16 protein-coding genes, 1 tRNA gene, 3 pseudogenes and 1 riboswitch are annotated in these 24316 nt (G+C 71.8%); of the genes and pseudogenes, 3 read left to right on the top strand and 17 right to left on the bottom strand.

Annotation, left to right across the window (positions count from 1 at the left end; genetic code table 11):
- Window positions 1-111: 111 nt before the first annotated feature.
- Window positions 112-909, top strand: a complete 798-nt coding sequence (locus STRAU_RS37775; RefSeq protein WP_016645665.1) for a VOC family protein — start codon at window positions 112-114, stop codon at window positions 907-909.
- Between the two features lie 116 nt (window positions 910-1025).
- Here the strand turns inward: STRAU_RS37775 and STRAU_RS37770 are convergent.
- Window positions 1026-1108: transfer RNA gene (locus STRAU_RS37770), tRNA-Leu, on the bottom strand.
- A gap of 358 nt (window positions 1109-1466) precedes the next feature.
- On the opposite strand from STRAU_RS37770, the pseudogene STRAU_RS37765 reads away from it, so the two are divergent.
- Both STRAU_RS37765 and STRAU_RS37760 read left to right on the top strand, forming a co-directional pair.
- Window positions 1467-2347, top strand: a pseudogene (locus STRAU_RS37765) (ABC transporter ATP-binding protein).
- Window positions 2348-2548: 201 nt separating this feature from the next.
- Window positions 2549-5065, top strand: a complete 2517-nt coding sequence (locus STRAU_RS37760) for an ABC transporter permease (RefSeq protein ID WP_016645662.1) — start codon at window positions 2549-2551, stop codon at window positions 5063-5065.
- A 176-nt stretch (window positions 5066-5241) separates the two neighbouring features.
- On the opposite strand, the gene STRAU_RS37755 is transcribed toward STRAU_RS37760, so the two are convergent.
- The 16 genes and pseudogenes from STRAU_RS37755 to STRAU_RS37680 all read right to left on the bottom strand — a co-directional run.
- Window positions 5242-6540 (bottom strand): SAM-dependent methyltransferase, encoded by a 1299-nt coding sequence (locus STRAU_RS37755; RefSeq protein ID WP_016645661.1) that lies wholly within the window; start codon window positions 6538-6540, stop codon window positions 5242-5244.
- Between the two features lie 258 nt (window positions 6541-6798).
- Window positions 6799-8202: an NAD(P)/FAD-dependent oxidoreductase gene (locus STRAU_RS37750; RefSeq protein WP_052029449.1), complete on the bottom strand. Its 1404-nt coding sequence runs from the start codon at window positions 8200-8202 to the stop codon at window positions 6799-6801.
- Between the two features lie 379 nt (window positions 8203-8581).
- Window positions 8582-9112, bottom strand: a complete 531-nt coding sequence (locus STRAU_RS37745) for a GtrA family protein (RefSeq protein ID WP_016645659.1) — start codon at window positions 9110-9112, stop codon at window positions 8582-8584.
- Window positions 9113-9387: 275 nt separating this feature from the next.
- On the bottom strand, window positions 9388-10353 hold the full coding sequence (locus STRAU_RS37740; RefSeq protein WP_016645658.1) for a Ppx/GppA phosphatase family protein: 966 nt from the start codon (window positions 10351-10353) through the stop codon (window positions 9388-9390).
- 88 nt (window positions 10354-10441) lie between these two features.
- Complete coding sequence (locus tag STRAU_RS37735) at window positions 10442-10966, bottom strand: DUF501 domain-containing protein (RefSeq protein WP_016645657.1); 525 nt, start codon at window positions 10964-10966, stop codon at window positions 10442-10444.
- A 142-nt stretch (window positions 10967-11108) separates the two neighbouring features.
- Window positions 11109-11588, bottom strand: a pseudogene (locus STRAU_RS37730) (FtsB family cell division protein); the annotation flags it as partial.
- A gap of 138 nt (window positions 11589-11726) precedes the next feature.
- A complete protein-coding gene (gene eno / locus STRAU_RS37725; RefSeq protein ID WP_016645655.1) occupies window positions 11727-13022 on the bottom strand; it encodes a phosphopyruvate hydratase in 1296 nt (431 codons plus the stop codon).
- A gap of 377 nt (window positions 13023-13399) precedes the next feature.
- Window positions 13400-14131: a LysM peptidoglycan-binding domain-containing protein gene (locus STRAU_RS37720; protein ID WP_016645654.1), complete on the bottom strand. Its 732-nt coding sequence runs from the start codon at window positions 14129-14131 to the stop codon at window positions 13400-13402.
- A gap of 4 nt (window positions 14132-14135) precedes the next feature.
- Window positions 14136-14327, bottom strand: a riboswitch (cyclic di-AMP (ydaO/yuaA leader).
- A gap of 203 nt (window positions 14328-14530) precedes the next feature.
- On the bottom strand, window positions 14531-15646 hold the full coding sequence (locus STRAU_RS37715; RefSeq protein ID WP_016645653.1) for a transglycosylase family protein: 1116 nt from the start codon (window positions 15644-15646) through the stop codon (window positions 14531-14533).
- A 178-nt stretch (window positions 15647-15824) separates the two neighbouring features.
- Window positions 15825-17117 carry a cytochrome P450 family protein gene (locus STRAU_RS37710; RefSeq protein ID WP_016645652.1) on the bottom strand — a complete coding sequence of 431 codons (1293 nt, stop codon included), beginning with the start codon at window positions 17115-17117 and terminating at the stop codon, window positions 15825-15827.
- 29 nt (window positions 17118-17146) lie between these two features.
- Window positions 17147-18847, bottom strand: a complete 1701-nt coding sequence (locus tag STRAU_RS37705; protein WP_016645651.1) for a zinc ribbon domain-containing protein — start codon at window positions 18845-18847, stop codon at window positions 17147-17149.
- Between the two features lie 88 nt (window positions 18848-18935).
- Window positions 18936-19922 (bottom strand): nucleoside triphosphate pyrophosphohydrolase, encoded by a 987-nt coding sequence (locus tag STRAU_RS37700; RefSeq protein ID WP_016645649.1) that lies wholly within the window; start codon window positions 19920-19922, stop codon window positions 18936-18938.
- Between the two features lie 78 nt (window positions 19923-20000).
- Window positions 20001-20681: a SurA N-terminal domain-containing protein gene (locus tag STRAU_RS37695; protein WP_037664572.1), complete on the bottom strand. Its 681-nt coding sequence runs from the start codon at window positions 20679-20681 to the stop codon at window positions 20001-20003.
- Between the two features lie 152 nt (window positions 20682-20833).
- The gene (locus STRAU_RS37690; protein ID WP_016645647.1) at window positions 20834-22342 is read right to left on the bottom strand and encodes a serine/threonine-protein kinase; all 1509 of its coding nucleotides are present in this window, start codon (window positions 22340-22342) and stop codon (window positions 20834-20836) included.
- Window positions 22343-22377: 35 nt separating this feature from the next.
- Complete coding sequence (locus STRAU_RS37685; protein WP_016645646.1) at window positions 22378-22995, bottom strand: hypothetical protein; 618 nt, start codon at window positions 22993-22995, stop codon at window positions 22378-22380.
- Between the two features lie 198 nt (window positions 22996-23193).
- Window positions 23194-24316 (bottom strand): annotated as a pseudogene (locus tag STRAU_RS37680) (SAM-dependent methyltransferase); the annotation flags it as partial.

Here is a 24316-nt window from a genome sequence, read left to right as displayed (position 1 = left end):
CGCCGGAGGGGCTGAAACTCAGCAGCACGCTTCCAGCGCAGCGTCGCGCGGTTGTCAGTGGGGGCTGCCATGCTGAGAAGTGCCCGGAAAAACCCCTCGAAGGGCAGGCTCATGCTTTCCACCGACTTCGTCCCCGGCGCCCCGAACTGGCTGGATCTCGGCGTCCCGGACACGGACGCCGCGGTCTCCTTCTACTCCGCCACCTTCGGCTGGCAGTTCCAGTCGGCAGGACCGGACGGCGGCGGGTACGGCTTCTTCCTTCAGGACGACAAGACGGTCGCCGGGCTCGGCCCGCTGACCGAGGAGGGCGCGTCCGCCGCCTGGACGCTGTACTTCCACACGCCGGACGCGGACGCCACCGCCAAGGCCGTCGAGCAGGCGGGCGGCACGGTCCGGATGGCCCCGGACGACGTGTTCAGCTTCGGCCGCATGGGCCAGTTCACCGACCCGGCGGGCGCGGACTTCGCCGTCTGGCAGCCGGGCGACATCAAGGGCGTGGGCCTCGTCAACACGCCCAACTCCCTGACCTGGGCCGAGCTGTACACCACGGACGCCGCCGGGGCCAAGGACTTCTACCGCGCGGTCTTCTCCTGGCAGACCACCGACATGGAGATGGGCCCGGACATGACGTACACCGTCCTGACCCCGGCGGGCGGCACCGAGGAGAACAGCCACGGCGGGCTCATGCAGCTCCCGCAGGAGAACCTGGACCGGGGCTCGCGCCCGGAGTGGCACCCGTATTTCGAGGTGGCCGACTGCGACGCCGTCTTCGCCAGGGCCACCGAGGCCGGCGGCACGACGCTCATCCCGCCCGCCGACGCCGAGGGCATCGGCCGCCTGGCGATGCTGCTCGACCCCGCGGGCGCGCCCTTCGCGATCATCAAGAGCGCGGGGTCCGAGCAGAGTTGACGGGGCGTCAGGTGGCGCGGTGAGCGGCACGCGCTTCCTGCCGCGCCTCCTGCTGCGGAAGGGCCCGCGACCGGCTTTCCGGTCGCGGGCCCTTCCGACGAGCGTGACGGCGGAGGTGCCCGGAACCGGACTTGAACCGGTACGCCCGCAAAGGGCAGCGAGGTTTAAGCTCGCCGTGTCTGCATTCCACCATCCGGGCAGGTGCGTGGGCTCCGCAACAAGGCTTCGACCCTATCGGGAGGCATCCCCCGAACAGCGGAACGACAGCCCGACGTTGTCTTATTTTATTGACGTCTGAGGGTGCATCAGCACCTGGTACGCGCCGGTGGTACTTGCCACGGGCGCCGTCGGTGGGGGTCCGCGAGGGGGAGGGAATTGACGGAATTTAGCCGTACCTGGGCGGGGCGGGGGAAGCGCTTTCGGCGGGCGGTGTCCGGGCCGCCGCGGCCGCGCCCGGCCGGGCCGCGCCTCGGGGGTGCCCGTCATCCCCAGGTATGACATGGCCCCACCGAGTCCGACCCGAGTCGCCCCCAGGAACCGGAACAGCGGCTGACTACATGCGCCTGATCGGCCGCGACGATGGAGTACATCCCCACTCGTCGTCCCGACAGGAGCACCGTCCCGTGACCACCACCACTTCCTTCGCCGCCCGCGCCACCGGCGTCGCCGCGCGCGCCACGGAGCTGTCCAAGGTGTACGGCCAGGGCGAGACGCAGGTCGTCGCGCTGGACCGTGTCTCCGTCGACTTCGGGCAGGGCGAGTTCACCGCGATCATGGGCCCCTCCGGCTCCGGCAAGTCCACGCTGATGCACTGCGTGGCCGGCCTGGACAGCTTCAGCAGCGGCTCCGTGCGCATCGGTGAGACCGAGCTGTCCACCCTCAAGGACAAGCAGCTCACCAAGCTCCGCCGGGACAAGATCGGCTTCATCTTCCAGGCGTTCAACCTGCTGCCGACGCTGACCGCCCTGGAGAACATCACGCTCCCCATGGACATCGCGGGCCGCAAGCCGGACAAGCAGTGGCTGGAACAGGTCATCTCCATGGTGGGCCTGGCCGGGCGCCTCTCCCACCGGCCGACCGAGCTCTCCGGCGGCCAGCAGCAGCGCGTGGCCGTGGCACCGAGCTCTCCGGCGGCCAGCAGCAGCGCGTGGCCGTGGCCCGTGCGCTCGCCTCCCAGCCCGAGATCATCTTCGGTGACGAGCCGACGGGAAATCTGGACTCGCGTTCCGGGGCCGAGGTTCTCGGCTTCCTCCGCAATTCTGTGCGGGAGCTCGGCCAGACCGTCGTGATGGTCACCCACGACCCGGTGGCCGCGTCGTACGCGGACCGCGTGATCTTTTTGGCCGACGGGCGGATCGTCGACGAGATGATCCAGCCGACCGCGGAGCGCGTGCTCGACCGCATGAAGCACTTCGACGCGAAGGGCCGGACCAGCTAGCGCTGGTCGGCCCGCCGTGGGTGCCCTTCTGCGCCGCTTCGGCTGAGCCGCCATCAGGGTCTGCGGGCCCGCCGTGGCTTGTCGCGCAGTTCCCCGCGCCCCTTCAGGGCGCCCCACGTCCCGCGCCCCTTCAGGGCGCCCCACGTCCCGCGCTCCTTCGGGGCGCCCCCTCACCGTGCACACTCACCTGGACTCACACCCATGTTCCGTACTGCCCTGCGCAATGTGCTCGCGCACAAGGCCCGGCTGTTGATGACCGTGCTCGCCGTCATGCTCGGCGTCGCGTTCGTCTCCGGCACGCTGGTCTTCACCGACACCTTCGGTTCCGCCTACAAGAACAAGTCGGCCAAGAGCTTCGACCACGTCTCGGTCGCCATCAAGACCGTCGGCGGCTCCCGTGACGACGGCCAGGAGGGCAAGCAACCGCCCCGGCTGACGCACTCGCTGCTCGCCGAGGCCAAGGGCCTGCCCGGCGCCGAGTCGGTGCTCGGCAGCGTCTCCGGCTTCACCGCGCTCGCCGACAAGGACGGCAAGCTGGTCGGCGGCGAATGGGGCACCACCGGCTCCAACTACTACCCGGGCAAGGACGGCAAGGACCCGCGCTACGACTTCACCGACGGCGCCGCCCCCAAGTCCGCCGGCCACATCGCCCTGGACAGCCGCACCGCCGACCGCACCGGCTACAAGGTGGGCGACACGGTCCGCTACTCCACCGACGGACCGGTGAAGAAGGCCAAGGTCAGCGGCATCTTCGACACCGACGACGGCAGCGTCGTCGCCGGCGGCAGCCTCGTCGTCCTCGACAACGCCACCGCGCTCAAGACGCTCGGCAAGTCCGAGTACGACGAGATCGACGTGAAGGCCGCCGCGGGCACCTCCGAGACCGCGCTGAAGAGCGCCGTCGACAAGATCCTGCCGAAGGACACCGAGGCCGAGACCGGCACCTCGCTCAAGGCCGAGCAGGACCGCATGATCGAGCAGAACACCAGCTCCATGAGCCAGGTGCTGCTGATCTTCGCCGGTATCGCCCTGTTCGTCGGCATCTTCATCATCGCCAACACCTTCACGATGCTGGTCGCCCAGCGCACCAAGGAACTGGCCCTGATGCGCGCCGTCGGCGCCTCCCGCCGCCAGGTCACGCGCTCCGTGCTCATCGAGGCGTTCATCGTTGGCCTGATCGCCGCCGTCGCGGGCTTCGCGCTCGGCATCGGCGTGGCCGTGGGCCTGGAGTCCCTGATGAACGCGGGCGGCGCCTCGCTGCCCGACGGACCCCTCGTCATCGGCCCGGCCACGGTCGTCACGGCGCTGCTCATCGGCGTGGTCGTGACCATGCTCGCCGCCTGGCTGCCCGGCCGCCGCGCCGCGAAGATCCCGCCGGTCGCCGCGATGAACAGCGTGCACGCCTCGCCCACGGTGCGCGGCCTGGTCGTACGCAACACCATCGGCTCGCTGATCGTGGCCCTCGGCGTGGTCATGCTGTTCATGGAGGACAACTACGTGATGGCCGGGGGCGCCGGGGTGGTCCTCGTCGGCGTCATCGTCCTCACGCCGCTGCTGTCCCGCCCGTTCATCGCCGCCGCGGGACCGCTCCTGAAGCCGTTCGGCGTCACCGGCAAGCTGGCCCGCCTGAACTCGGTCCGCAACCCGCGCCGCACGGCCTCCACGGCCTCGGCCCTGATGATCGGCCTGACCCTGATCACGGCGATGACCGTCGTCGCGGTCTCCATGGGCAGCGCCATCAACAAGATGGCGACGGACTCCCTGAAGGGCGACTACGCCGTCTCCATGGCGAACTTCCAGCCGCTGACCCCCAAGGTCCACGACAAGCTGGCCAAGCTGCCCGAGGTCGAGGCCAGCAGCGCCCTGCGCACCACCAGCGGCGAGGTCGACGGCAGCTACAGCCGGATCACCGGCGTCGACCCCGAGTCCTTCCACAAGCTCGTCGGCCTCGACTTCACGAGCGGCTCGATGGCCGGGCTCAAGGGCAACTCGGCCCTCGTCGACAAGGAACTCGCTGACGACCAGGGCCTGAAGACCGGCGACACCATCCCGGTGGAGTTCGACGACGACAAGACCGTCCGGCTCAAGGTCGGGGGCGTCTACGAGTCCAACGAGATGATCAGCGGCCTGTTCACGCCGACCGCGGTCGTCGACCCGCACCTGTCGAAGATCCAGGACCAGCAGGTCCTGCTGAAGGTGAAGGGCGGTACGTCCGGCAAGGCCGAGGACGCCATCGTGTCGGCGCTCGGCGACAACCCCGCCATCAAGATCCAGGACAAGGACGACATCAGCAACGAGGTCGGCGGCGCCATCAACATGATGCTGAACATGCTGTACGGCCTGCTCGCCATGGCGATCCTCGTCGCCGTCCTCGGTGTCATCAACACCCTGGCGATGTCCGTCTTCGAGCGGAAGCACGAGATCGGGATGCTGCGCGCGATCGGGCTCGACCGCGCGAAGATCAAGCAGATGGTGCGGCTTGAGTCTGTTGTCATCTCGCTGTTCGGCGCCGTGCTGGGTGTTGGCCTTGGCCTCTTCCTGGGGTGGGTTGCCGGAGACAGCATCTCCGGGACCGTGACCACGTACACGATGGAGGTGCCGGTGGGGCGGATTGCCGTCTTCCTTGGCATCGCGGCGGTCGTGGGTGTGCTGGCGGCGGTTTGGCCCGCGCGGAGCGCTGCGCGGCTGAACCCGTTGCAGGCCATCAAGGCTGAGTAGCGGTACGGAAGCGGGGCCCGGGGTGACTGTCGCCCCGGGCCCCGCTGTCGTATACGGGGGCTTCGCCCCCTGGCCCCCCTTTTCGCCGCTTCGCGGCTCGTCCTCAAACGCCGGACGCGGCTCGTCCTCAAACGCCGGACGGGCTCAAATACCTCGGCTCGGCCTCATGCGGAGGGCTACTGCTTCCACTCCCTCGCCCTCAGCGGCATCCCCGACTTGCCGGTCTCCGGGGTCTTCACCGCCAATACCTGGTTGACCCCTATGCGGTTGCGTTCGAAGGCCAGGGCCGATGCCGCCATGTAGAGGCGCCAGATGCGGGCTCGGCCGGGGCTGGTGAGGCGGACTCCCTGGGGCCAGTTCGCCTCCAGGTTGGCGACCCAGCGGCGCAGGGTGAGGGCGTAGTGCTCGCGGATGGACTCGACGTCGCGGACCTCGAAGCCGGCGCGTTCCAGGAGGTCCACCGTGGAGCCGAGGGGGGCCAGTTCGCCGTCGGGGAAGACGTACGCGTCGATGAACTCGTCCACGGAGTACGCGGACTCGTCGGACTGGGGGCGGCGGGCGATCTGGTGGTTCAGGAGGCGTCCGCCGGGCTTCAGGAGGGCGTGCAGGTCGGTGGCGTACTCCCGGTACCGTTCGGCGCCGACGTGCTCGGCCATGCCGATGGAGGAGATCGCGTCGTAGGGGCCGTCGCGCACGTCGCGGTAGTCCTGGACGCGGATCTCTATGCGGTCGGTCAGGCCCTCCTGGGCGATGCGCTTCCTCGCGTACGCGGCCTGCTCCTGCGAGAGGGTGACGCCGACGACGCTCACGCCGTGCTCGCGGGCGGCGTGCACGGCCATGGAGCCCCAGCCGCAGCCGACGTCGAGGAGCCGCATGCCGGGCTTCAAGTCGAGCTTGCGGGCGATGAGTTCGAGCTTGTCGCGCTGGGCGTCCTCCAGCGTGGACCCGGGGGACTCCCAGTACGCGCACGAGTAGACCATCGACGGGCCGAGCACCAGCTCGTAGAAGTCGTTGCCGACGTCGTAGTGGTGGCTGATGGCCTTTCTGTCGCTGCCTCTGGTGTGCCGGTGCAGCCTGCCCGGCCTGCGCATCTCCTCGCGCGGCACGGGCGGCGGCAGGAACGGCGCGGCGAGCCCGAACAGGGCCCGGGCGGCGGCCCTGACCTGCGGGTCGCGCAGGTTGTCGGTGAGGCTCCGGGCGTCCTCGCCGCGCTCCCAGATGAACTCGGCCAGGAGATCCAGGGCCTTGTACAGGTCCCCGTCGACGTCGAGGTCCCCCGCGACCCAGGCCCGCGCGAGGCCCAGCTCGCCCGGTTTCCACAGCAGGCGGCGCAGGGCCCGACGGTGGCGTACGACGAGGGTGGGGGCTCCCGGCGGCCCCGCTTCCGATCCGTCCCAGGCACGGATTCGAACCGGCAGTTGGGTTCCCAGCAACTGCTCGGCAAGGTTCTTCAGCCGCGATGCGGCGTCCTGCATGACGCACCTCCGTCAAGGCGATCCCGGAACGGAACGGTCCAACACCACGTAAACACCAACGGCGGGCCCGCGCAGTCCCGTTGCCTCGTTACGAATATGCAAAATACATGTAGCCGACATCTAGCGTCGGCGCGAAACGCCCGCCGGAGCCGGAACGCCCGAAGGGGCCCCCTGCACCACGGATGGCAGGGGGCCCCTTCGGGCGTTGCTCGCGTACTCGCGTACGTCGCCGTACGCGCGTCCTCGCGCCTTACGGCGTCAGGACGCCTTGGCCTTCTCCTCGACCGGAGCGGCGGCCGGCTCGGCCTTCGCCGCTGCGGGCTTGGGCGCCGGCTTGGCGGCCTCGTAGAACTCCTCGCGGGGAGTCTCCATGGCGCCGAGCGAGACGACCTCGCGCTTGAGGAACATGCCGAGCGTCCAGTCCGCGAAGACGCGGATCTTGCGGTTGAACGTCGGCATCGCCATGCCGTGGTACGCGCGGTGCATGTACCAGGCGAGACGGCCCTTGAGCTTGATCTTCATCTTGCCCATGACGATCATCGCGACGCCCTTGTGCAGGCCGAGGCCGGCGACCGCGCCCTTGTTGGCGTGGCTGTACTCCTTCTGCGGGAAGCCCCGCATGCCGGAGATCACGTTGTCGCCGAGGACCTTCGCCTGGCGCAGCGCGTGCTGGGCGTTCGGCGGGCACCAGGCGTTCTCGTTGCCAGCCTTGCGGCCGACGACGTCCGGCACCTGGGCGTTGTCGCCCGCGGCCCAGATGTAGTCGGTGCCCTGCACCTGGAGGGTCGTCTGGGTGTCCACGTGGCCGCGCGGGCCGAGCGGCAGACCGAAGCGCGCGAGGGCCGGGTTCGGCTTGACGCCGGCGGTCCACACGATCGTGTTGGAGTCGACCTCGAGGCCGTTGTTCAGGACCACGTGGCCGTCCACGCAGGAGTCCATGCCGGTCTTGAGGTAAACCTCGACGCCGCGGCCTTCCAGGTGCTCCTTGCCGTAGGCGCCGAGCTTGGGGCCGACCTCGGGGAGGATCTTGTCGGCGACGTCGACGAGCAGGAAGCGCATGTCCTCGCGCTTCACGCTCTTGTAGTACTTGGCCGCGTCGCGGGCCATGTCCTCGACTTCACCGATGGTCTCGGCGCCGGCGAAGCCGCCGCCGACGAAGACGAAGGTGAGCGCCTTGCGGCGGACCTCCTCGTCCGTCGTGGAGTCGGCCTTGTCGAGCTGCTCGAGCACGTGGTTGCGCAGGCCGATGGCCTCCTCGATGCCCTTCATGCCGATGCCCTGCTCGGCGAGGCCGGGGATCGGGAAGGTGCGGGAGACCGCGCCCATCGCGATGACCAGGTAGTCGAACGGCAGCTCGTACGCCTCGCCGACGAGCGGCGCGATCGTGGCGACCTTGCGGTCCTGGTCGATGGTCGTGACCCGGCCGGTGAGGACTTCCGCCTTGGGCAGCACGCGTCGCAGCGGGACGACGACGTGCCGAGGCGAAATGCTGCCGGCCGCGGCTTCGGGGAGGAAGGGCTGGTACGTCATGTACGAGCGCGGGTCGACGACCGTGACGGTCGCCTCTCCGTAGCGCATCTTCTTCAGAATGCGTCGAGCTGCGTACAGGCCTACGTACCCACCGCCTACTACGAGGATCCTGGGACGCTCCGTGGTGCTCATGCCATCGAGTATCCACCCCCTTGGAGGGGGTCGCTCGTGCGCCCCTTCACAAGCATGGGTAGGGCCTCTGCTACACTTCGCCGCCCGCGTGACACAGGTCATGGCGCCACAAGGGAACCACCGTGCACCGCGAGTCGTTGTCAACCCCACTTGAGCTGCCGCTCCGGGCTCTGGCACCGAGTGAACCACACGCCGGTTCACGTGTCCGCAACGCACCGGAAGCGATCCCGGCACCCGCTCCGCGGGGCCCCGGCCACCCGTGCGTGGCCCGAACTCCTCAAAACCTCGCTCAACAGGGCCGATTTCCTTGTGAAGAACTTCACGAAGTTTCTCGGCGAGCAGTCGCCGAGAGGCGTCCCGGACCCCGCCCGCGGGGCGGTCAGGCGGCGTAGCAGAGCTTCGCGGGGTCGGCGGGGGCCGAGCCGCGGGCCACGGCCGCGCGCACGGGGCGGGCGGTGCCGACGGCGGCGGCGGGGGCCTGCGTGCGCTTCCGCGCGAAGACGACGAGGCGCAGCACCACGAACCGCGCGACACCGGCGAGCGCGGAGGCGGACAGGTAGACGACCTGCTCGAGCACCGCACCGGGCGCCGCCACGAGCTGCTGAAGCACCAGCATCGCCACGCTGGTCACCACGTACGCGGCAGCCGCGGACCCGGCCGACTGCGTGTGCTGGCGCCAGCTCGCGCGCCCTCCCGCGCCGAAGGTGAAGCGGGCGTGCAGTTCGGTGGCGAGGAGGGTGGAGACCACGGTGATCAGGGCGTTGGCCAGGACCCAGGGGATCCAGGAGGCGAGGGCCGCCACGGCGAAGCTGGAGGCGACTCCCACCCCGCCGCCGCAGAGCACGAAGCGGGCGAAGGCGGTGACGGCGCCGGGCGCCGCCACCTGCTCCTGGCTCTGTGCTTTCTGCATGATCCGACCCCTTTGATGGCTCACTCCGCGAAACGCGCGCCCCTCGGCCCCCGAGGCCAAGAGGGGCGCGCTGCCCGTGCTGCCATCATGGCACATGAATGGCACCATGGCGAGCCATTAGTGACGCCATGGGCGCCATCAATGGCGCCACGGCGCGGGTGCGGCAGCGAATGCGCAGGTCAGCGGCCCCCTTCCGCACACAGCGAAGCGGCCCCGGCTCCTCCGCGGGGGAGGAACCGGGGCCGCGCCCTGTCCAGTTGTGTGGCCGCCCTGGCCTACTTTCCGAGCTCGTCGGCCTCCGCTGCCACGTTGAAGGCGATGCCGTCGAGGATGTCGTGCTCGCTGACGACCACCTCGCGGGCCCCGGTGCGCTCCATGATGGCGAGCAGCACGAGGGCGCCCGCCGCGATGACGTCGACGCGGCCCGGGTGCATCACGGGGATCGCGGCACGCTCGGCGTGCGTGGAGTGCACGAGCCGTTCGACGATCTCCGCCACGCGCTCGTACGGGATGCGGGAGTGGTGGATCGCCGCCGAGTCGTACGCGTCGAGGCCCAGCGCGATGCCGGCCACCGTGGTGACCGAGCCCGCGAGGCCCACCAGGGTGCGGGCCTCGCGCAGCGGGACCGTCTCCTCCGCGAGGTCGAGCGCCGCCTCGATGTCCGCGCGGATCGCGGCGACCTGGGCCTCGGTGGGCGGGTCGGTGACGACGCCGTCGCGCACGAGGTGACGCTCCGTCATGCGTACGCAGCCGACGTCCACGGAGCGGGCGGCGCGCACCTCGCCGTCGCCGACGACGAACTCCGTGGAGCCGCCGCCGATGTCGACCACCAGGTACGGGGTGGGGTGGTCCGCGCGGCCCTTGAGTTCCGTCGTCGCGCCCGTGAAGGAGAACGTGGCCTCCTGGTCGCCGCTGATCACCTCCGGTTCGACGCCGAGGATGTCCAGGACGCCGCGTACGAAGTCGTCGCGGTTCTCCGCGTCGCGGGAGGCGGAGGTGGCGACGAAGCGGGTGTGTTCCGCGCCGAGTTCCTTGATGACCTCGGCGTAGGCGCGGCAGGCCGCGAAGGTGCGCTGCAGCGCCTCGGGGGCGAGGCGGCCCGTCTTGTCGACGCCCTGTCCGAGCCGGACGATCTCCATCCGGCGGTCCAGCTCGACCAGCTCACCGGTCCGCGGGTCGGCGTCCGCCACGAGCAGGCGGATCGAGTTGGTGCCGCAGTCGATCGCTGCAACGCGGGTCATCGGGGTTCTCCTTGTCGTTGTCGCGCCGTGGGACGGGGGTGCGCCCACCCGTGCCGCCCCTGGCGGCCCAGCTGCCCGCACGGCAAGGTCAGGCGCAGTCGCCGGTGCCCACGCAAGGGCCCTTGCGCCACCACTCCGGGAGCATCGCGATGGCCTCGTCCCCGAGGGGGTTCACTCCGGGGCCCGCGGCCAGCGAGTGGCCCACGAGTACGTGCAGGCACTTCACGCGGTCCGGCATGCCCCCGGCCGAGGGGAAGCCTTCGAGCACCTCGATGGAGTCGCGCCGCGCGATGTAGTCCTCGTGCGCGGCCCGGTACGCGGCGGCCAGCTCGGGGTCCGACGCCAGCCGCTCCGTCATCTCCTTCATGACACCGTTGGCTTCGAGCGTCCCGATCGCGGACGCGGCCCGCGGGCACGTCAGGTAGTACGTCGTCGGGAACGGCGTGCCGTCGGGCAGCCGGGGTGCCGTCTCGACCACGTCCGGGTTGCCGCAGGGGCAGCGGTGCGCGATGGCGCGCAGACCGCGCGGCGGGCGCCCGAGCTGCTCCTGGAACGCGGCGATGTCGGCGTCCGTGGGCGCGGTGGGCTCGGTCTGGGGCGGGGGCGTTTCCATGCCTGTCTTTCGGTTCGTTTCTTTCGTTCGTTCAGTTCCGCGGCGAAGCGGGCCGGTTGGCCTTGTCGGCGCGATCGGCCTTGTCGGCGCGATCGGCCTTGTCGGCGCGGTCGGCCTTGGCGGCCCGGTCGGTCCTGTCGGCCCGGTCGGCCCGGTCGGCCTTGTCGACGCCGTCCCAGACGTTCGCGTACCAGGGCCGGTCGGCCGCGCCCTCGTCGCCGCGGTGGCCGTCGGCGGCCGCGGGGTCGATGACGGTGAACCCGGTCTCGCCCGGCATCACGTAGTGCAGCCGGTCCCGGATGCGCTGCTCGGCGTACGCGTCGTCCTGCCAGCGGGCCTTCTCGTCGCGCAGCCGCTCCACGTTCTCGCGGTGCTCGGCCTGCTTCTGCCGCTGCTCGGCGATCTCGGCGCGCTGCGACACGTACTGCCGCATCGGATAGGCGAGCGCCACGACCAGCGAGCAGACGACGAGCACCAGGAGCGCGGCCCGGCCGGTGAGCCGGGAGCGGCGCGCCTGGCGCTTGGTCTGCGAGCGGTAGACGCGCTCGGCGGTCTGCTCGCCGAGCAGCCGCAGCCGGGTCGCCGTGGAGAACCGGTCCTTGTCCCGGACTTTCCCGGCCATGTGTCTCGCCTCCCCAGTACGCGCGTACGTCCCCGCACACGGTACGGGACCGAGTACGGGGACGTACGTACGACTGGCTAGGGCTTAGCCCTTAGCCCTTAGCCCTTGCTGTGCCTACTGGTTCGCAGAGCGCTGTGCCTACTGGTTCGCAGAGCGAAACCGGGGGAACGCGCTGCGGCCCGCGTACACCGCCGCGTCGTCGAGGATCTCCTCGATGCGGAGCAGCTGGTTGTACTTGGCGACGCGGTCCGAGCGGGCCGGGGCGCCGGTCTTGATCTGGCCGCAGTTCACGGCGACCGCGAGGTCGGCGATGGTGACGTCCTCGGTCTCGCCGGAGCGGTGCGACATCATGCACTTGAAGCCGTTGCGCTGGGCCAGCTCGACGGCGTCCAGGGTCTCGGTCAGCGAGCCGATCTGGTTGACCTTGACGAGCAGGGCGTTGGCGGAGCCCTCCTCGATGCCGCGGGCCAGGCGCTCGGGGTTGGTGACGAACAGGTCGTCGCCGACGATCTGGACCTTGTCGCCCAGCTGGTCGGTGATGACCTTCCAGCCGGCCCAGTCGTCCTCGAACAGCGGGTCCTCGATGGAGACGAGCGGGTACGCCTCGACGAGCTCGGCGTAGTACTCGGTCATCTCGGCGGCCGAGCGGGACTTGCCCTCGAACTCGTACGCGCCGTCCTTGTAGAACTCGGACGCGGCGACGTCGAGCGCGAGCGCGATCTGCTCGCCGGGGACGTAGCCGGCCTGCTTGATGGCCTCGACGATGAGGTCGAGGGCGGCGCGGTTCGACTCCAGGTTCGGCGCGAAGCCGCCCTCGTCGCCGAGACCGGTCGACAGGCCCTTGGTCTTCAGGACCTTCTTCAGCGTGTGGTAGACCTCGGCGCCCCAGCGCAGCGCCTCGGAGAAGGACTCCGCGCCGATCGGGGCGATCATGAACTCCTGGATGTCGACGTTGGAGTCCGCGTGGGACCCGCCGTTCAGGATGTTCATCATCGGAACGGGCAGCAGGTGCGCGTTCGGGCCGCCGAGGTAGCGGAAGAGGGGGAGGTCGGAGGCCTCGGACGCGGCGTGCGCGACGGCGAGGGAGACGCCGAGGATGGCGTTGGCGCCGAGCGAGCCCTTGTTGTCGGTGGCGTCGAGGTCGAACATCGCCTGGTCGATCAGGCGCTGCTCGGTGGCGTCGTAGCCGACGAGCTCCGGGCCGATCTGCTCGATGACGGCGAGAACGGCCTTCTCGACGCCCTTGCCGCCGTAGCGGTTGGCGTCTCCGTCACGCAGTTCGATGGCCTCGAAGGCGCCGGTGGAGGCGCCGGACGGGACCGCGGCGCGGCCGGTGGACCCGTCGTCGAGGCCGACCTCGACCTCGACCGTGGGGTTGCCTCGGGAGTCCAGGATTTCCCGGGCTACGACGACGTCGATGGACGGCACGAGCATCTCCTTCTGGGATGTGACGCTAGGGGCGCATGGCGTGCGCCTCTCTGGGCGCGGCTTGCGCATGGCTTGCATGGTCTTCATCGGCCCTGCGTCTCCTGAGCCTAACGGGCCCGGGAGCTTCGGCCAGCCGACCGCCCGGCCCGTGGGACGACGGGCGGGCCGATTCCCCGGTAATCAGGACGGAAGCCCGGGTTCTACCGGCCGGTAGCTTCGCCCATGGCGTACAAGGCCGGGGCGACGCGGGCGGCTGCCGGGGGTGCCGAGGGCGCGGACAGCACCTCGCCCCGGTGCGTACGGGGGATACGCGCACCGGGGCGAGGGGGACCCGTGGGGACGGGGATTGCCCCGCGGGTGCGGGGCGGAGCCGGGGCTCAGCTTCAGCTGAGGTGCAGCTGCTGGCCCGGGTAGATGAAGTCGGCGTTGTCGATGATGTCGCCGTTCAGCTTGTAGACCTTCTGCCAGCCGCCCTTGACGTCGTGCGACTCGGCGATCTTGGAGAGCGTGTCGCCGGACTTGACCTTGTACTCGCCGTCGCCCTTCTTCACGACCTTGCCGGTCGGGGTCTCGACGGTCTTCTTCGACTCGGTCTGCGGGGCGGTCTGGCGCTGCTGCTGCGGCTGCGGCTGCGGCTTGGCCTGCTGCTGCGGCTGCGCCTGCTGCTGGGGCTTGGCCTGCTGCTGGGGCTGCTGCTGCGGCTTCTGCTGCTGCGGCTGCTCGGCGCCGCCGCCGTTGTACGCGGCGCCCGTGAGGCCCACGCCGCAGCTCGGCCAGGCACCCTTGCCCTGGCCCGCGAGGACCTTCTCGCCGATCTCGATCTGCTGGGCCTTGGAAGCCTGGTCGGCCGTGGCGGCGTACTTGGTGCCGCCGTACGCGGCCCAGGTGGAGGCCGAGAACTGCAGGCCGCCGTAGTAGCCGTTGCCGGTGTTGATGGACCAGTTGCCGCCGGCCTCGCACTGGGCGACCCGGTCCCACTGGTCGGCGGTGGCGGCGTTCGCGGTGCCGGTCGCCATCAGCGGCGCGGCCACGGCGGCGCCGGTGACACCGACGACGGTCGCGGCACGGGTGGCCTTGGACGGACGGCGGTGCTTGCCCTTGCTGGAAAACAGCATGGAGTGATCCCCTCACCGACGCCTGCGAGGTGAGCTGTCGGGTTCGGGCGGGTGAGTGCCCGGCCGCACGGCTTGCGTGCGACTTCACCCCTAGCCGTTCCTGTCCGTCTCGCAGCGCTTCGCTTGCTCACTGCTCAACGGACGGGCCCGGCGCTTACCTTGGGTCCCCCGCTCCTGCCTTCGGCGCTCGAAGCGACGACTGTTCCCGTCCGGCCGTTGGCAGGATTCGGCGTACCGACCGGCGGGGCCCGCTGTGGCGAGCGGTCACGACCGTAGACAGGCAATCACCGGAATTTCAAAGACGATCAGGGCTTCTGAGACCCATCTCTCACTTGCCTCTCACCGTCTTTAAACCGGACATTAACCGCGAACTGCCAGTCAACTTCCGCTCCGGAGCACCTACTTCCGGTCCGCCTCCGCGGCCTGCTTCTCGCTCAGCGAGAGTCGCTGACCGGGGAGGATGAGGTCCGGGTCGGAGCCGACGGTCTTCTTGTTGTCCGAGTACAGGGAGGACCAGCCGCCGTCAAGGTCGTGACGGTCGGCGATCCGCGAGAGGTTGTCGCCGGAACGGACCGTGTAGGTCTCCGTGGCGCCGTCGGCGTCACGCGAGTCGCGGTCCTCACCGCGCGAGGCGTGCCGTCCCGCGGAGCCCGCGCCGGACTCGCCCTCGGGGGCCTCGTCCGCGCTGGAGCCGCGATGGCGCCCGGAGGGGCGCTCCGACGGGTCGGAGGAGCCCGACGAGCCCTCGGAGGCGTCGGGGGCCCCGGAGCCGGGCGAAGTGCTGTCGCGGTCCTGGGACTTGCCGTCCTCGTCCGCGGGTGCGTCGTCCTTCTCGCCCTTCTGGCCCTTCCCCTCCGTCCCTTCCTTCCCTTCCTTCTCCGTCTTCCCCTTCTCGCCGTCCTCGCCGTCCTCGCCGGGCGCCTCGCCGTTGCCGGGCTTGCGGTGCTTGCCGGTCTCCCGGTCGGTGTCCGCCTTGCCGTCACCGGCGCGGTCCTTGTCCCCGGCGTCCCCGGAGTCCCCGGACTCGGCGGAGTCACCCGAGTCGGCCGGGTCCCCGGAGTCCTTGCCCGTCTCGTCGGACGGCTGCGCGGGCGTCGTCGGCGCGGGCGGCAGGCCCGGGTCGACGTCGGCGGCCTCGCCGTCCTGCGTGAGGCCCGCGACCGCCGCGCAGCTCGGCCACGCGTCCGGACCCTGGTCGCCAAGGACCTTCTCGGCGACGGCGATCTGCTGGGAGCGGCTGGCCTGGTCGGCGCTCGGCGCGTACCCGAGACCGCCGTAGTTCTCCCAGGTGTCCTGCGAGAGCTGCAGCCCGCCGTAGTACCCGTTGCCCTCGTCGGCGCTCCACGCGCCGCCGCTCTCGCACGCCGCGACCTTGTCCCACGTGTCGGTGTCCGCCGCGTTCGCGCTGGTGGCGCCGAGCAGCGGGATGGCGATGGCGGAACCGGTGACGCCGGCCGCGACGACGATCGCCGGGGCTTGGCGGGGGCGGCGGTGACGGCCTTGGCCGGAGAGCATGCACGTGCCTTTCGAGCGACGACAGATACGGCCGCGACACAGGGTGCAGTGGGGGTGCACCGGGGTGCCGAGCCGTCGTGAACGTAGCCCCAGTCGAACGTCAGTCACAAGTCGATGCAGCGCAGATCACGTGAAAGTCACAGCCGTGACGGTACGTCAGTCACGTACCGGACCGTCGTCAGCGGCCGGGCGGCGTGAACGTCACCGGCAGGGTGCGCAGCCCGCGCATGATGAGCCCGCCGCGCCACCGCAACTCCTCCGGCTCGGCCGCGAGTTGCAGGTCGGGCAGCCTGCGCAGCAGCGTCGCGAGGGCGGTCCTGCCCTCCAGGCGGGCCAGCGGGGCGCCGAGGCAGTAGTGGATGCCGTGCCCGTATCCGAGGTGCGGGTTGTCGCGCCGGGAGAGGTCGAGGAGGTCGGGCCGCTCGAAGCGCTCGGGGTCGCGGTCGGCGGCGGCGAGCACGACGAGGACGGGGTCGCCGGTGGCGATGTCCTGGCCGCCGATACGCAGCGACTCGGTGGCGAAGCGCCAGGTGGCGAGTTCGACGGGGCCGTCGAAGCGGAGCAGTTCCTCGATGCCGGTCTCCAGGAGCCCGGTGTGCCCGGCGGCGAGGGACCGTTGCAGTTCCGCGCGCTGCTCGGGGTGCGTGAGCAGCGCGTACGTACCGTTTCCGATGAGGTTGACCGTCGTCTCGAACCCGGCGAAGAGGAGGATGAAGGCCATCGCGGCGGCCTCGTTCTCGGTGAGGTGCTCGCCGTGGTCGGAGGCGCGGATGAGCCCGGAGATGAGGTCGTCGCCCGGCTCGGCCCGCTTGCGGTGGATGAGTTCGGCGAGGTAGCCCCGCATCTTCTTCACCGACCGCGCGACCCCGCCGCGCGGGCCGCCGCCGTGCCGGATCATCATGCCCGCCCAGTCCCGGAAGTCGTCCTGGTCCTCGCGCGGGACGCCGAGCAGGTCGCAGATCGCGTAGATGGGGAGCGGGAAGGCGAACTCGTGGATGAGGTCGGCCTCGCCCTTGTCCGCACTGTGCTTGTCGAGAAGCGTGTCGATGAGCTGGTCCGTCAGCTCCTGCACGCGCGGCGCGAACTCGGCCACGCGGCGCGGCGTGAACGCCTTCGACACCAGGCGGCGCAGGCGGGTGTGGTCCGGCGGGTCGATGTTGAGCAGATGCGTCATCAGCTCGGCCTTGCGCTCGCCCGGGATGCCGGTCTTGCCCTTGGCGTGCGCGGGCTCGTCGTGGTGCGCCGGGTTCTTGCTCAGCCGCTGGTCGGCGAGCGCCTGCCGCGCGTCCGCGTACCGGGTGACCAGCCATGCCTCTACTCCGCTGGGGAGCGTGGTCTTGTGCACGGGGGCGTGCTCGCGGAGCCAGGCGTACGCGGGGTAGGGGTTGGTGGCGAACTCCCACGTGAAGAGGTCGGGGGCGGGGGGCTGCGGCGTGCTGTGGGGGCAGGCGGGCGGGGGCTGGTCGTGCATGGGTCGACGGTATCCGGCCCGGGGACGGACTACCGCTGCCCCGGGGGCTCCAGCTCGGCCAGGTGGAAGGCCGCCTGCGGGTCACCGGCCTCCGCACCCTTGGTGAGCCAGTGCTGGGCGCGGTCGCGGTGCAGTTTGCCGAGCGTGACGTACGCGTCCCTGTAGCCCGCCTCGGCGGCCTTCTCCAGATACCCGATCGCCTCCACGGCGGCGCCGCGGCCCGCGAGGATGTCACCCAGCCGATTGCAGGCCACCGGGTCATCCCGGTCGGCGGCCTTGCGGTACCAGCCCTCCGCCTCCGTCACGTCGCCCGCGTGCTCCGCGACCAAGCCGAGCATTACGTGGACGACAATGTCCCCCGCGGCCACCCGGGACTCGGTGGCAGCTCGGCATGCGGTGAACACGGGCGCGAGGTCGAACCCGCGCTCGCCCGCCCCGATGGCCACGGAGTACCACAGCCAGTCCGGGACCGCCCCGAACTCACCGGACCGCACGGCGTCCGCGACGAGGGAGCCGTAGGCCCGGTACGTGTCCGCCTGCGCCCCGGGGACGAGCAGCCCCGTCGCCTCGTACCGCAGCCGGGTGGCCCACTCCAGGGCCTGCTGGAACGGCTCGTGCACGCCCTTGGACGCCTCGTACTCCCCGTAGTACTCATGAAGCCCGGCCAGCCAGGTCAGCGGGATGTCCTCCTCGATCCCGCAGCGGGCGAGGTCCACGGCCGCCCGCACCAGGAGGTGGCCGCGCGGGTGTGCCTGCGGGCGGCGGGCCCTGCGCCACTCGTCCCACAGTTCCGGGCCCAGGGCCAGATATTCGGTCACCCCGCGGCTGCCGCGCCACTTCGCGGCGTCGGTGAGGCGCGGGTCGTCGGCCTGCACCAGCCGCGCCTGTTCGGCCGCGCTCCAGCCGCGGCTCAGCTCGACGGTGTGGGCGCCGCTCAGGACGCGGGCCGCGGGGCCGCCGCCGAAGCGGTGCTCGTCGTACGCCTTGTCGCCCATCGTGGCGAGAACGAGGACGCGCTCCTGGGTGAGCCGGGCGAGCAGCGCGGCGGTGAGGCCCTGGGGGCCGAGGTGGTTCTCCAACTCGTCGAGCCACAGGATGTGGTGGTCGGTGCGGTCGCGCAGCCCGGTTGCGATGTCCCGCAGGTCCGCGCCGGGGTGCGGGGCGTGCACGCGCGGTTCGGGGTCGGCGCCGGTGTTCAGCGCCGCCCAGGCCGCCGTCATCGTCTTGCCCGACAGCGGGCCGCCCGTGACGACGACCAGGCCGCCCTCCCGCAGGCCCCGGGCGACGAGGGCATGGAGCTGATCGTCGCAGTCCCGCCGCACGTACGGCGTCAGGCTCTCCTCGTCCCCGAAGCGGCTCGTGGGGCGCACGCCGAACCAGAGGCGGCGCAGCTTGCCGATGGGGAGCCAGGTGCCGGCCGGGGCCAGGCCGGGGGCGGTGTGGACGGTGACGTCGCCCGCGATGGTGCCGGCCTGGATCACGGAGCCCGCCGAGGCACCGGCGACGCTGTTCCGCAGCGGGGGGTCCGTGGGCGCGGCGGACGGCGGCGCGGGGGGCGGCAGTTCGTAGCCCCGGGGCGGCACGACGGGCGGCGGCACCACGGGCCGCTCTCGGTCCGGGCGCGGCCCGGCCGGCACGGCGGCGGGCACCGGCACGCTCATGTCGTGCCCGCAGTCCGTGCAGTAGCGGTCGTCGTCCTCCAGCCGGGCCTCGCACATCGGGCAGTACACCGTCGCCTCCTCGGGCCGTAACTCCCGCTCGGCCGGGTCGAGTTCAGCGACGCGAACGACCCCCGACCGACCCCCGGAGGCAACGTTACTAAGCGCCGGGCGCCTCAGCCCCGCGGATCGCGTCCCGGTAGGCGCGGGCCGCCGCCCGCAGCGCCGCCTCCGGGTCCGCGCCCCCGGCCTCGGCGCGGACGGCCATGGCGAGCAGTTCATACCCCACGCCCTCCCCCGTGGGCAGCGGGACGTCCAGGCCCGCCGTGCGGACGCGGGAGGCCAGCTTGGCGGCGAGGGCGAGGGCGGGCTGGCCGAGGGGGATGCCCTCGGTGAGGGAGTCGCGCTGCTTCTCCACCGCCTTGGTGCGCAGCCAGTGCTCCTTGACCTCTTCCGGCGTGGCCGCGGTGTCCTCGCCGAAGACGTGCGGGTGGCGGTGGATGAGCTTCTCCACGATGCCCGCGGCCACGTCGTCGACGGAGAACCGCTCGTCGTCCTCGGCCGCCTCCTCCGCGATGCGCGCGTGGAAGACGACCTGGAGCAGCACGTCGCCCAGTTCCTCGCGCAGTTCGTGCGCGTCGCCGTCCTCGATGGCCTCGACGAGTTCGTACGCCTCCTCGATCGCGTACTTCGCGAGGCCCTTGTGGGTCTGCTGCGAGGACCAGGGGCATTCGGCGCGGATGCGGTCCATGACCTGGACGAGGTCGAGGAGGCGGGCGCCCGGCAGGTCGTACGAACCAGGGAGCAGCTCCAGGTCCGGCATCGGCAGGCGGCCCGAACCGGCGAGGCGGGCCAGCCCGTCGGTGAGCGGGCGGTCGCCCTCGGCCGTGGCCACGACCAGGACCGTGCGGCCGCCGGCGCACGCGCGCACCAGCTCCTCGGCGCTCGGCGATGCCTGCTTGACCGCCACGCCCGCCTCGCGCAGATACGGGAGCTGCGGGTGCGTGGCGTCGGCGCACACCACCTCGTCCGCTCCGTGCAGCGCCTGCCACGCCGCCCAGGACAGCAGGCCGGGCGCGACGCGGTGGCTGGTGGTGAGCAGGATGACGCGGCCGACGCCGTCCCCGGAGGTCTCGATCTCGTTCACACCTCGAACGTAACCCACGCCACTGACACTCTCCGGCCGACGGCCGACGGCCGACGGCCGCCCGAGCCGCTGCCTCCGTTACAGCTGCTCCATCCGCGGCCCCGCCGCCCCGCTGCCGGACACCTCGCGCACCCACGGTGTCTTGGCGTCCGTGCGCTTGCTCGCCTTGACGTCCCACGCGCCGTACCGCGGGTTCAGGTCGATGTCGAGCTTCTTGGACGCCTTGGACAGGGCGGACCAGAAGATGTCCTGGCCCTCCCGCGCGTTCATGTCCGCGCCGAGCTTGCGCGCGAGCTTCTGCGCCTCGATCTCCGTGCGGATGCTGTCGTCCAGGCGCTGGGGCGCGACGCCGTACTCCTGCAGCCACTGCGCCTCGAGGGCCTTCCTGCCGCTGGCCTGTTCCTCCAGGCCGCCGCGCATGGTCTGGATCTCCTTGCGCGAGACGCTCACCCCGGCGTCCCGCGCGGCCCGGTGCAGCACCTTGTCGAGCACCATCGTGTGCAGCGTGCTGCGGGTCAGGCCGCCGGTCTTGGCGACCACCTGCTCGTACTGCCGGTCGTCCGGGAGGGCGGCCCGCTGCGCGGAGCGCACCTCGTTCACCCTGTTCTCCAGTTGCGCGACCGTGATGCGCTGCTTCCCGACGACGGCCGCGGCGCCCGGATGGGCCTCGTTGCCGCAGGCGGTCAGGAGGGGGGCCGCGACGAGGGCGGCGGCGGTGAGGACGAGCGCGGAGCGACGGCGGCTGCTGCGGCGGTGCAAGTGGGCCTCCCGGTGGAGAGATTGTGCTTCGCTGCACAAAGTCTTGCGGTGATCGATGGTAGGCAGTGGTGGTCGGCTCGGCCACCCTTCCCCAAGAACTTTGTTCAGGGGATGCCCCACTACCAACGATTCGGCAAGAGTTGGGGTGCCACTTAGCCCCGCACCTGCCCGAGCCACTGCAAGGTCCGCCGGATCTCCGCCGGGAACGGGTGCCCCACGCCGTGCACCCGCTCGGCGTCGAGCACCAGGCGCCCCAGCGTCTCGTGCGCGGCCGAGCGGTCGCCGAGGGCGAGCAGGAGCTGGCCGATGCGGCGGCGGATCTCCAGGGACTGGCGGATGTCGGCGGTCGCGTACTGGTTCTCGTAATAAGGGAGCAGCGTCCGGTACTCGGCGAGGGCCGCCGCCGGTTCGCCGAGCTGCTCCAGGCACTGCGCGGCCTCGTAGCGGAACTGCAGCGACTGCGGGTCGGCGTGGCCTGACTCGGCGGCGCGCTGGTCGGCGAGGCGGCGCAGCTCGGGCAGGGCACGGCGGTACTGGCCGTCGTCCATGAGCGTGGCCGCGTACTGCTTGCGCAGGGTGCGGACGACGGGTGAGTGCTCGCCGTGCTGGGCGGCGGCGGCCGGCAGGATCGCGCCGAGGATGTCGACGGCCTGGGTGATGCGGCCCTCGCCGAGCAGCCGCTTGACCTCGTCGACGGCCGCGGCGACGTCCTGGCCGTGGGCGGGCCGGGGCGGTTGGGCCTGCGGGGCCGGTGCCGGGGTCGCGGCGCGGTCGGGCCAGGGGGCGTGCGGGCGCAGGAAGGGGCGGGTCGGGTCGAGGGGGCGGCCGGACGGCACGGAGCGTCCCGGCAGCAGGGGCGCCAGTTCCTCGTACACGTCCTGGGCGCTGGCGGGCCGGTGCTGCGGGTCCTTGGCGAGCAGGCGCAGGACGAGGGATTCGAGTGCTTCGGGGACCTCGGGGCGCAGCCGGCGCACCGGCAGCGGCGGCTCGTACAGATGGCGGTGCAGCACGCCGAGCGCGGTGGAGCCGGAGAACGGCACGTCGCCGCTGAGGAGTTCGTGCAGGAGTACGCCCATCGCGTACAGGTCGGTGTACGGGCCGACGGCGCCGCCCATGGCCTGTTCGGGCGCCATGTACGAGGGGCTGCCGATCGGGGAGCCGGTGTGGGTGAGGCGGGTGGTGTCGGTGTCCATGACCGAGGCGATGCCGAGGTCGAGGATGGTGAGGGTGCCGTCCTGGCGGACCATCATGTTCCGCGGCTTCAGGTCGCGGTGCACGATCGGCACGGCGTGCACCGCGGAGAGCACGGCGCAGAGCTGCGCGGCGACGGCGACCGCCCACGGCCAGGGGTACGGGTCGTGCTCGGCGAGATGGTCGCCGAGGTCCGCGCCGTCGACGTACTGCATGACGAGGTACAGGTCCTCGCCGTCGCTGCCCGCGTCGTGCACCGTGACCAGGCCGGGGTGGTCGACCTGCGCGGTGACCCGGCACTCGCGCAGGAAGCGGCGGCGCAGCTCGTCGGCCTCGGCGCCCGCGACCTTGTCGGGGCGGAGCAGCTTGACCGCGACGCGGCGGTCCAGGCGCTGGTCGTACGCCGTCCAGACCTGGCCCATGCCGCCCTGGCCGATGAGCGTGGACAGCTCGTAGCGCCCGGCGATCACGCGGTGGTCCGTTCCCCCTGCCGCGCTCGTCACCGTCAGCTGCCGCCTTCCTGCTTGCGCAGGTAGTCACTGAGCTCGTCGAGCTCGGCGCGGACCTGGTCGATGCGGGCGGGCGCGGGGCGGGACGGCGGGGGCGGAGTGGGGGCGGCGGGCGCGGCGGGCGGCGCTTGCGGGACCGGGGTGTGGGTGACGTGGGGCGGCGGGGTCGGGGACGGGTAGCCGTACGACGGCTGGTGCGGCTGGTGCGGCTGCGGTTGCTGCGGTACGTAGCCGGGGAACTGCGGCTGCTGGTACGCGACATGGGCCCGGGCGCGCGCGAAGTGGCGGATGTCCATGGTCAGGTAGTACGCGATCACGGGCACGACCGTGGAGACCAGGATCGTCATGCCCGCGTTGCCGGGCCCGGAGAACTCGCCGTCCCCCGGATCGATCCCGATGAGGACGACGGCCGCGGCCTCGAGTCCCGCGACGATCGTGAAGAGCGCCCAGTCCAGCGTCCTGCGGGTCACCAGCGCGAGCCGCAGCATCGCGGCCCAGGCGAGGAAGCCGCACGTGACGACGGCGAGCACCACGAACAGCACGCGCAGCGTCACCTGCGACGAGCCCTCCGAAGGCGCCGGTGGGTGCGGCGGCGCGTAGCCGTGGCCGTGCATGGCTGCTCCTGATACCTGACGCGGCCGTACGTGCCCCTGAGCCCTTCCGGGCGCGGCGGGGGAGACGTACGGCCGACGAACGAACGAATGCAGAATCGAGCGTATAGGCCGACTCCGTGAACCGGTCCCGGGTTGTACCGAACCGTTGCCGTACTGGTCACGTGGACGGGGCGACTCCTCCCCCGGCCGCTTCTCCGCTCACTCCGGCGCCACGCTCCCGTCGGTCAGGCCGTCGTACATGCCGCGTACGAGCTGTTCGCCGAGGCGGCCCGCGAGGCGCAGCGCGTCCTCGAAGGCGGCGAGGTCCCGGAACCGCTCGCCGTAGCGGCGCTGTTGCTCGGGTGTCAGGCGCGGCAGCTGGAGGCGGCGTACGTCGAGCCGGGCGGAGGTGGAGGCGTAGCTGCTGGCCTGGCGGTGGTTGGCGGTGCCGCGCAGGAAGCCGGCGAGGAACCAGGAGTCCAGGGCGGCCGGGTCGGGGCGGAGCAGCACCAGGCCGCGGCCGGGCACGGCGCCCGCGGTGGTCTCGTCGACGACGCGGGCGGCGATGCCGCCGCCGAGGACGGGCAGGACGACGTCGCCGGGTTCGGTGCGGACGGGGGTGTCGAGCGCGGGGGTTCCGGGCGGAGTGGTGTCCGTCTCCCCGGGGGCCCGGTCCGGGTCCTGGTGGGGCGGGGCGGTGGCGGAGGGGGCCGTTCCGGCGAGGACGTCGTGTTCGGTGAGGAGGGGCACCCCGGGGGCGGCCGGTGCGGTGTGGCCGGTGTGGCCGGTGTGGATCGACAGGGCGCCCGCGCGGGCGAGTTCGCCGACGGTGGTGAGCGGCCTGCGGGCGGCGTCGGGCGGGCCAGGCTCGGCGCCCGGCGGGGTGAGTTCGGCGGTCAGGCGCAGGGTGTCGCCGAGCCGGGCGCGTACGTCGCGCAGTTCCTCGGCGCCGCCGCCCGCGGCCCGGGGCGGCAGGCGGCGCGCGGGCGCCAGGTCGACCTCGTCGTCGAGGAGCGCGAGCACCGGCACGGACAGCGCGAAGCCCGGCTCCTCCGCCAGCGCCCCGTCGCGCTCGAACCGGTGGAACGCGTCGAGCACGGCGTCCTGCACGGGCGGCCACGCCTGCCGGTCCCGCCCGTCGGTGTGCTTGCCGTCGGCCGCCCGCGCGGCCTCGACGAGCAGCACTTCGGGGGCGCTCGGGGCGTCGGCTCCGGGCCTGCGCAGGACCCAGACGTGCAGCGGCAGGTGGTACGGGGGCGCGGCACCGGCGGGCAGCGCGATCACGGCGCGCAGGGCGCCGCGGCGCAGCAGGTCGGCGCGGATGCGGCGGCCGGAGCGGCGG

The organism is Streptomyces aurantiacus JA 4570 (genome assembly GCF_000414115.1).
Taxonomy (GTDB): domain Bacteria; phylum Actinomycetota; class Actinomycetes; order Streptomycetales; family Streptomycetaceae; genus Streptomyces; species Streptomyces aurantiacus_A.
This window is presented reverse-complemented; position numbering and strand designations above follow the sequence as displayed.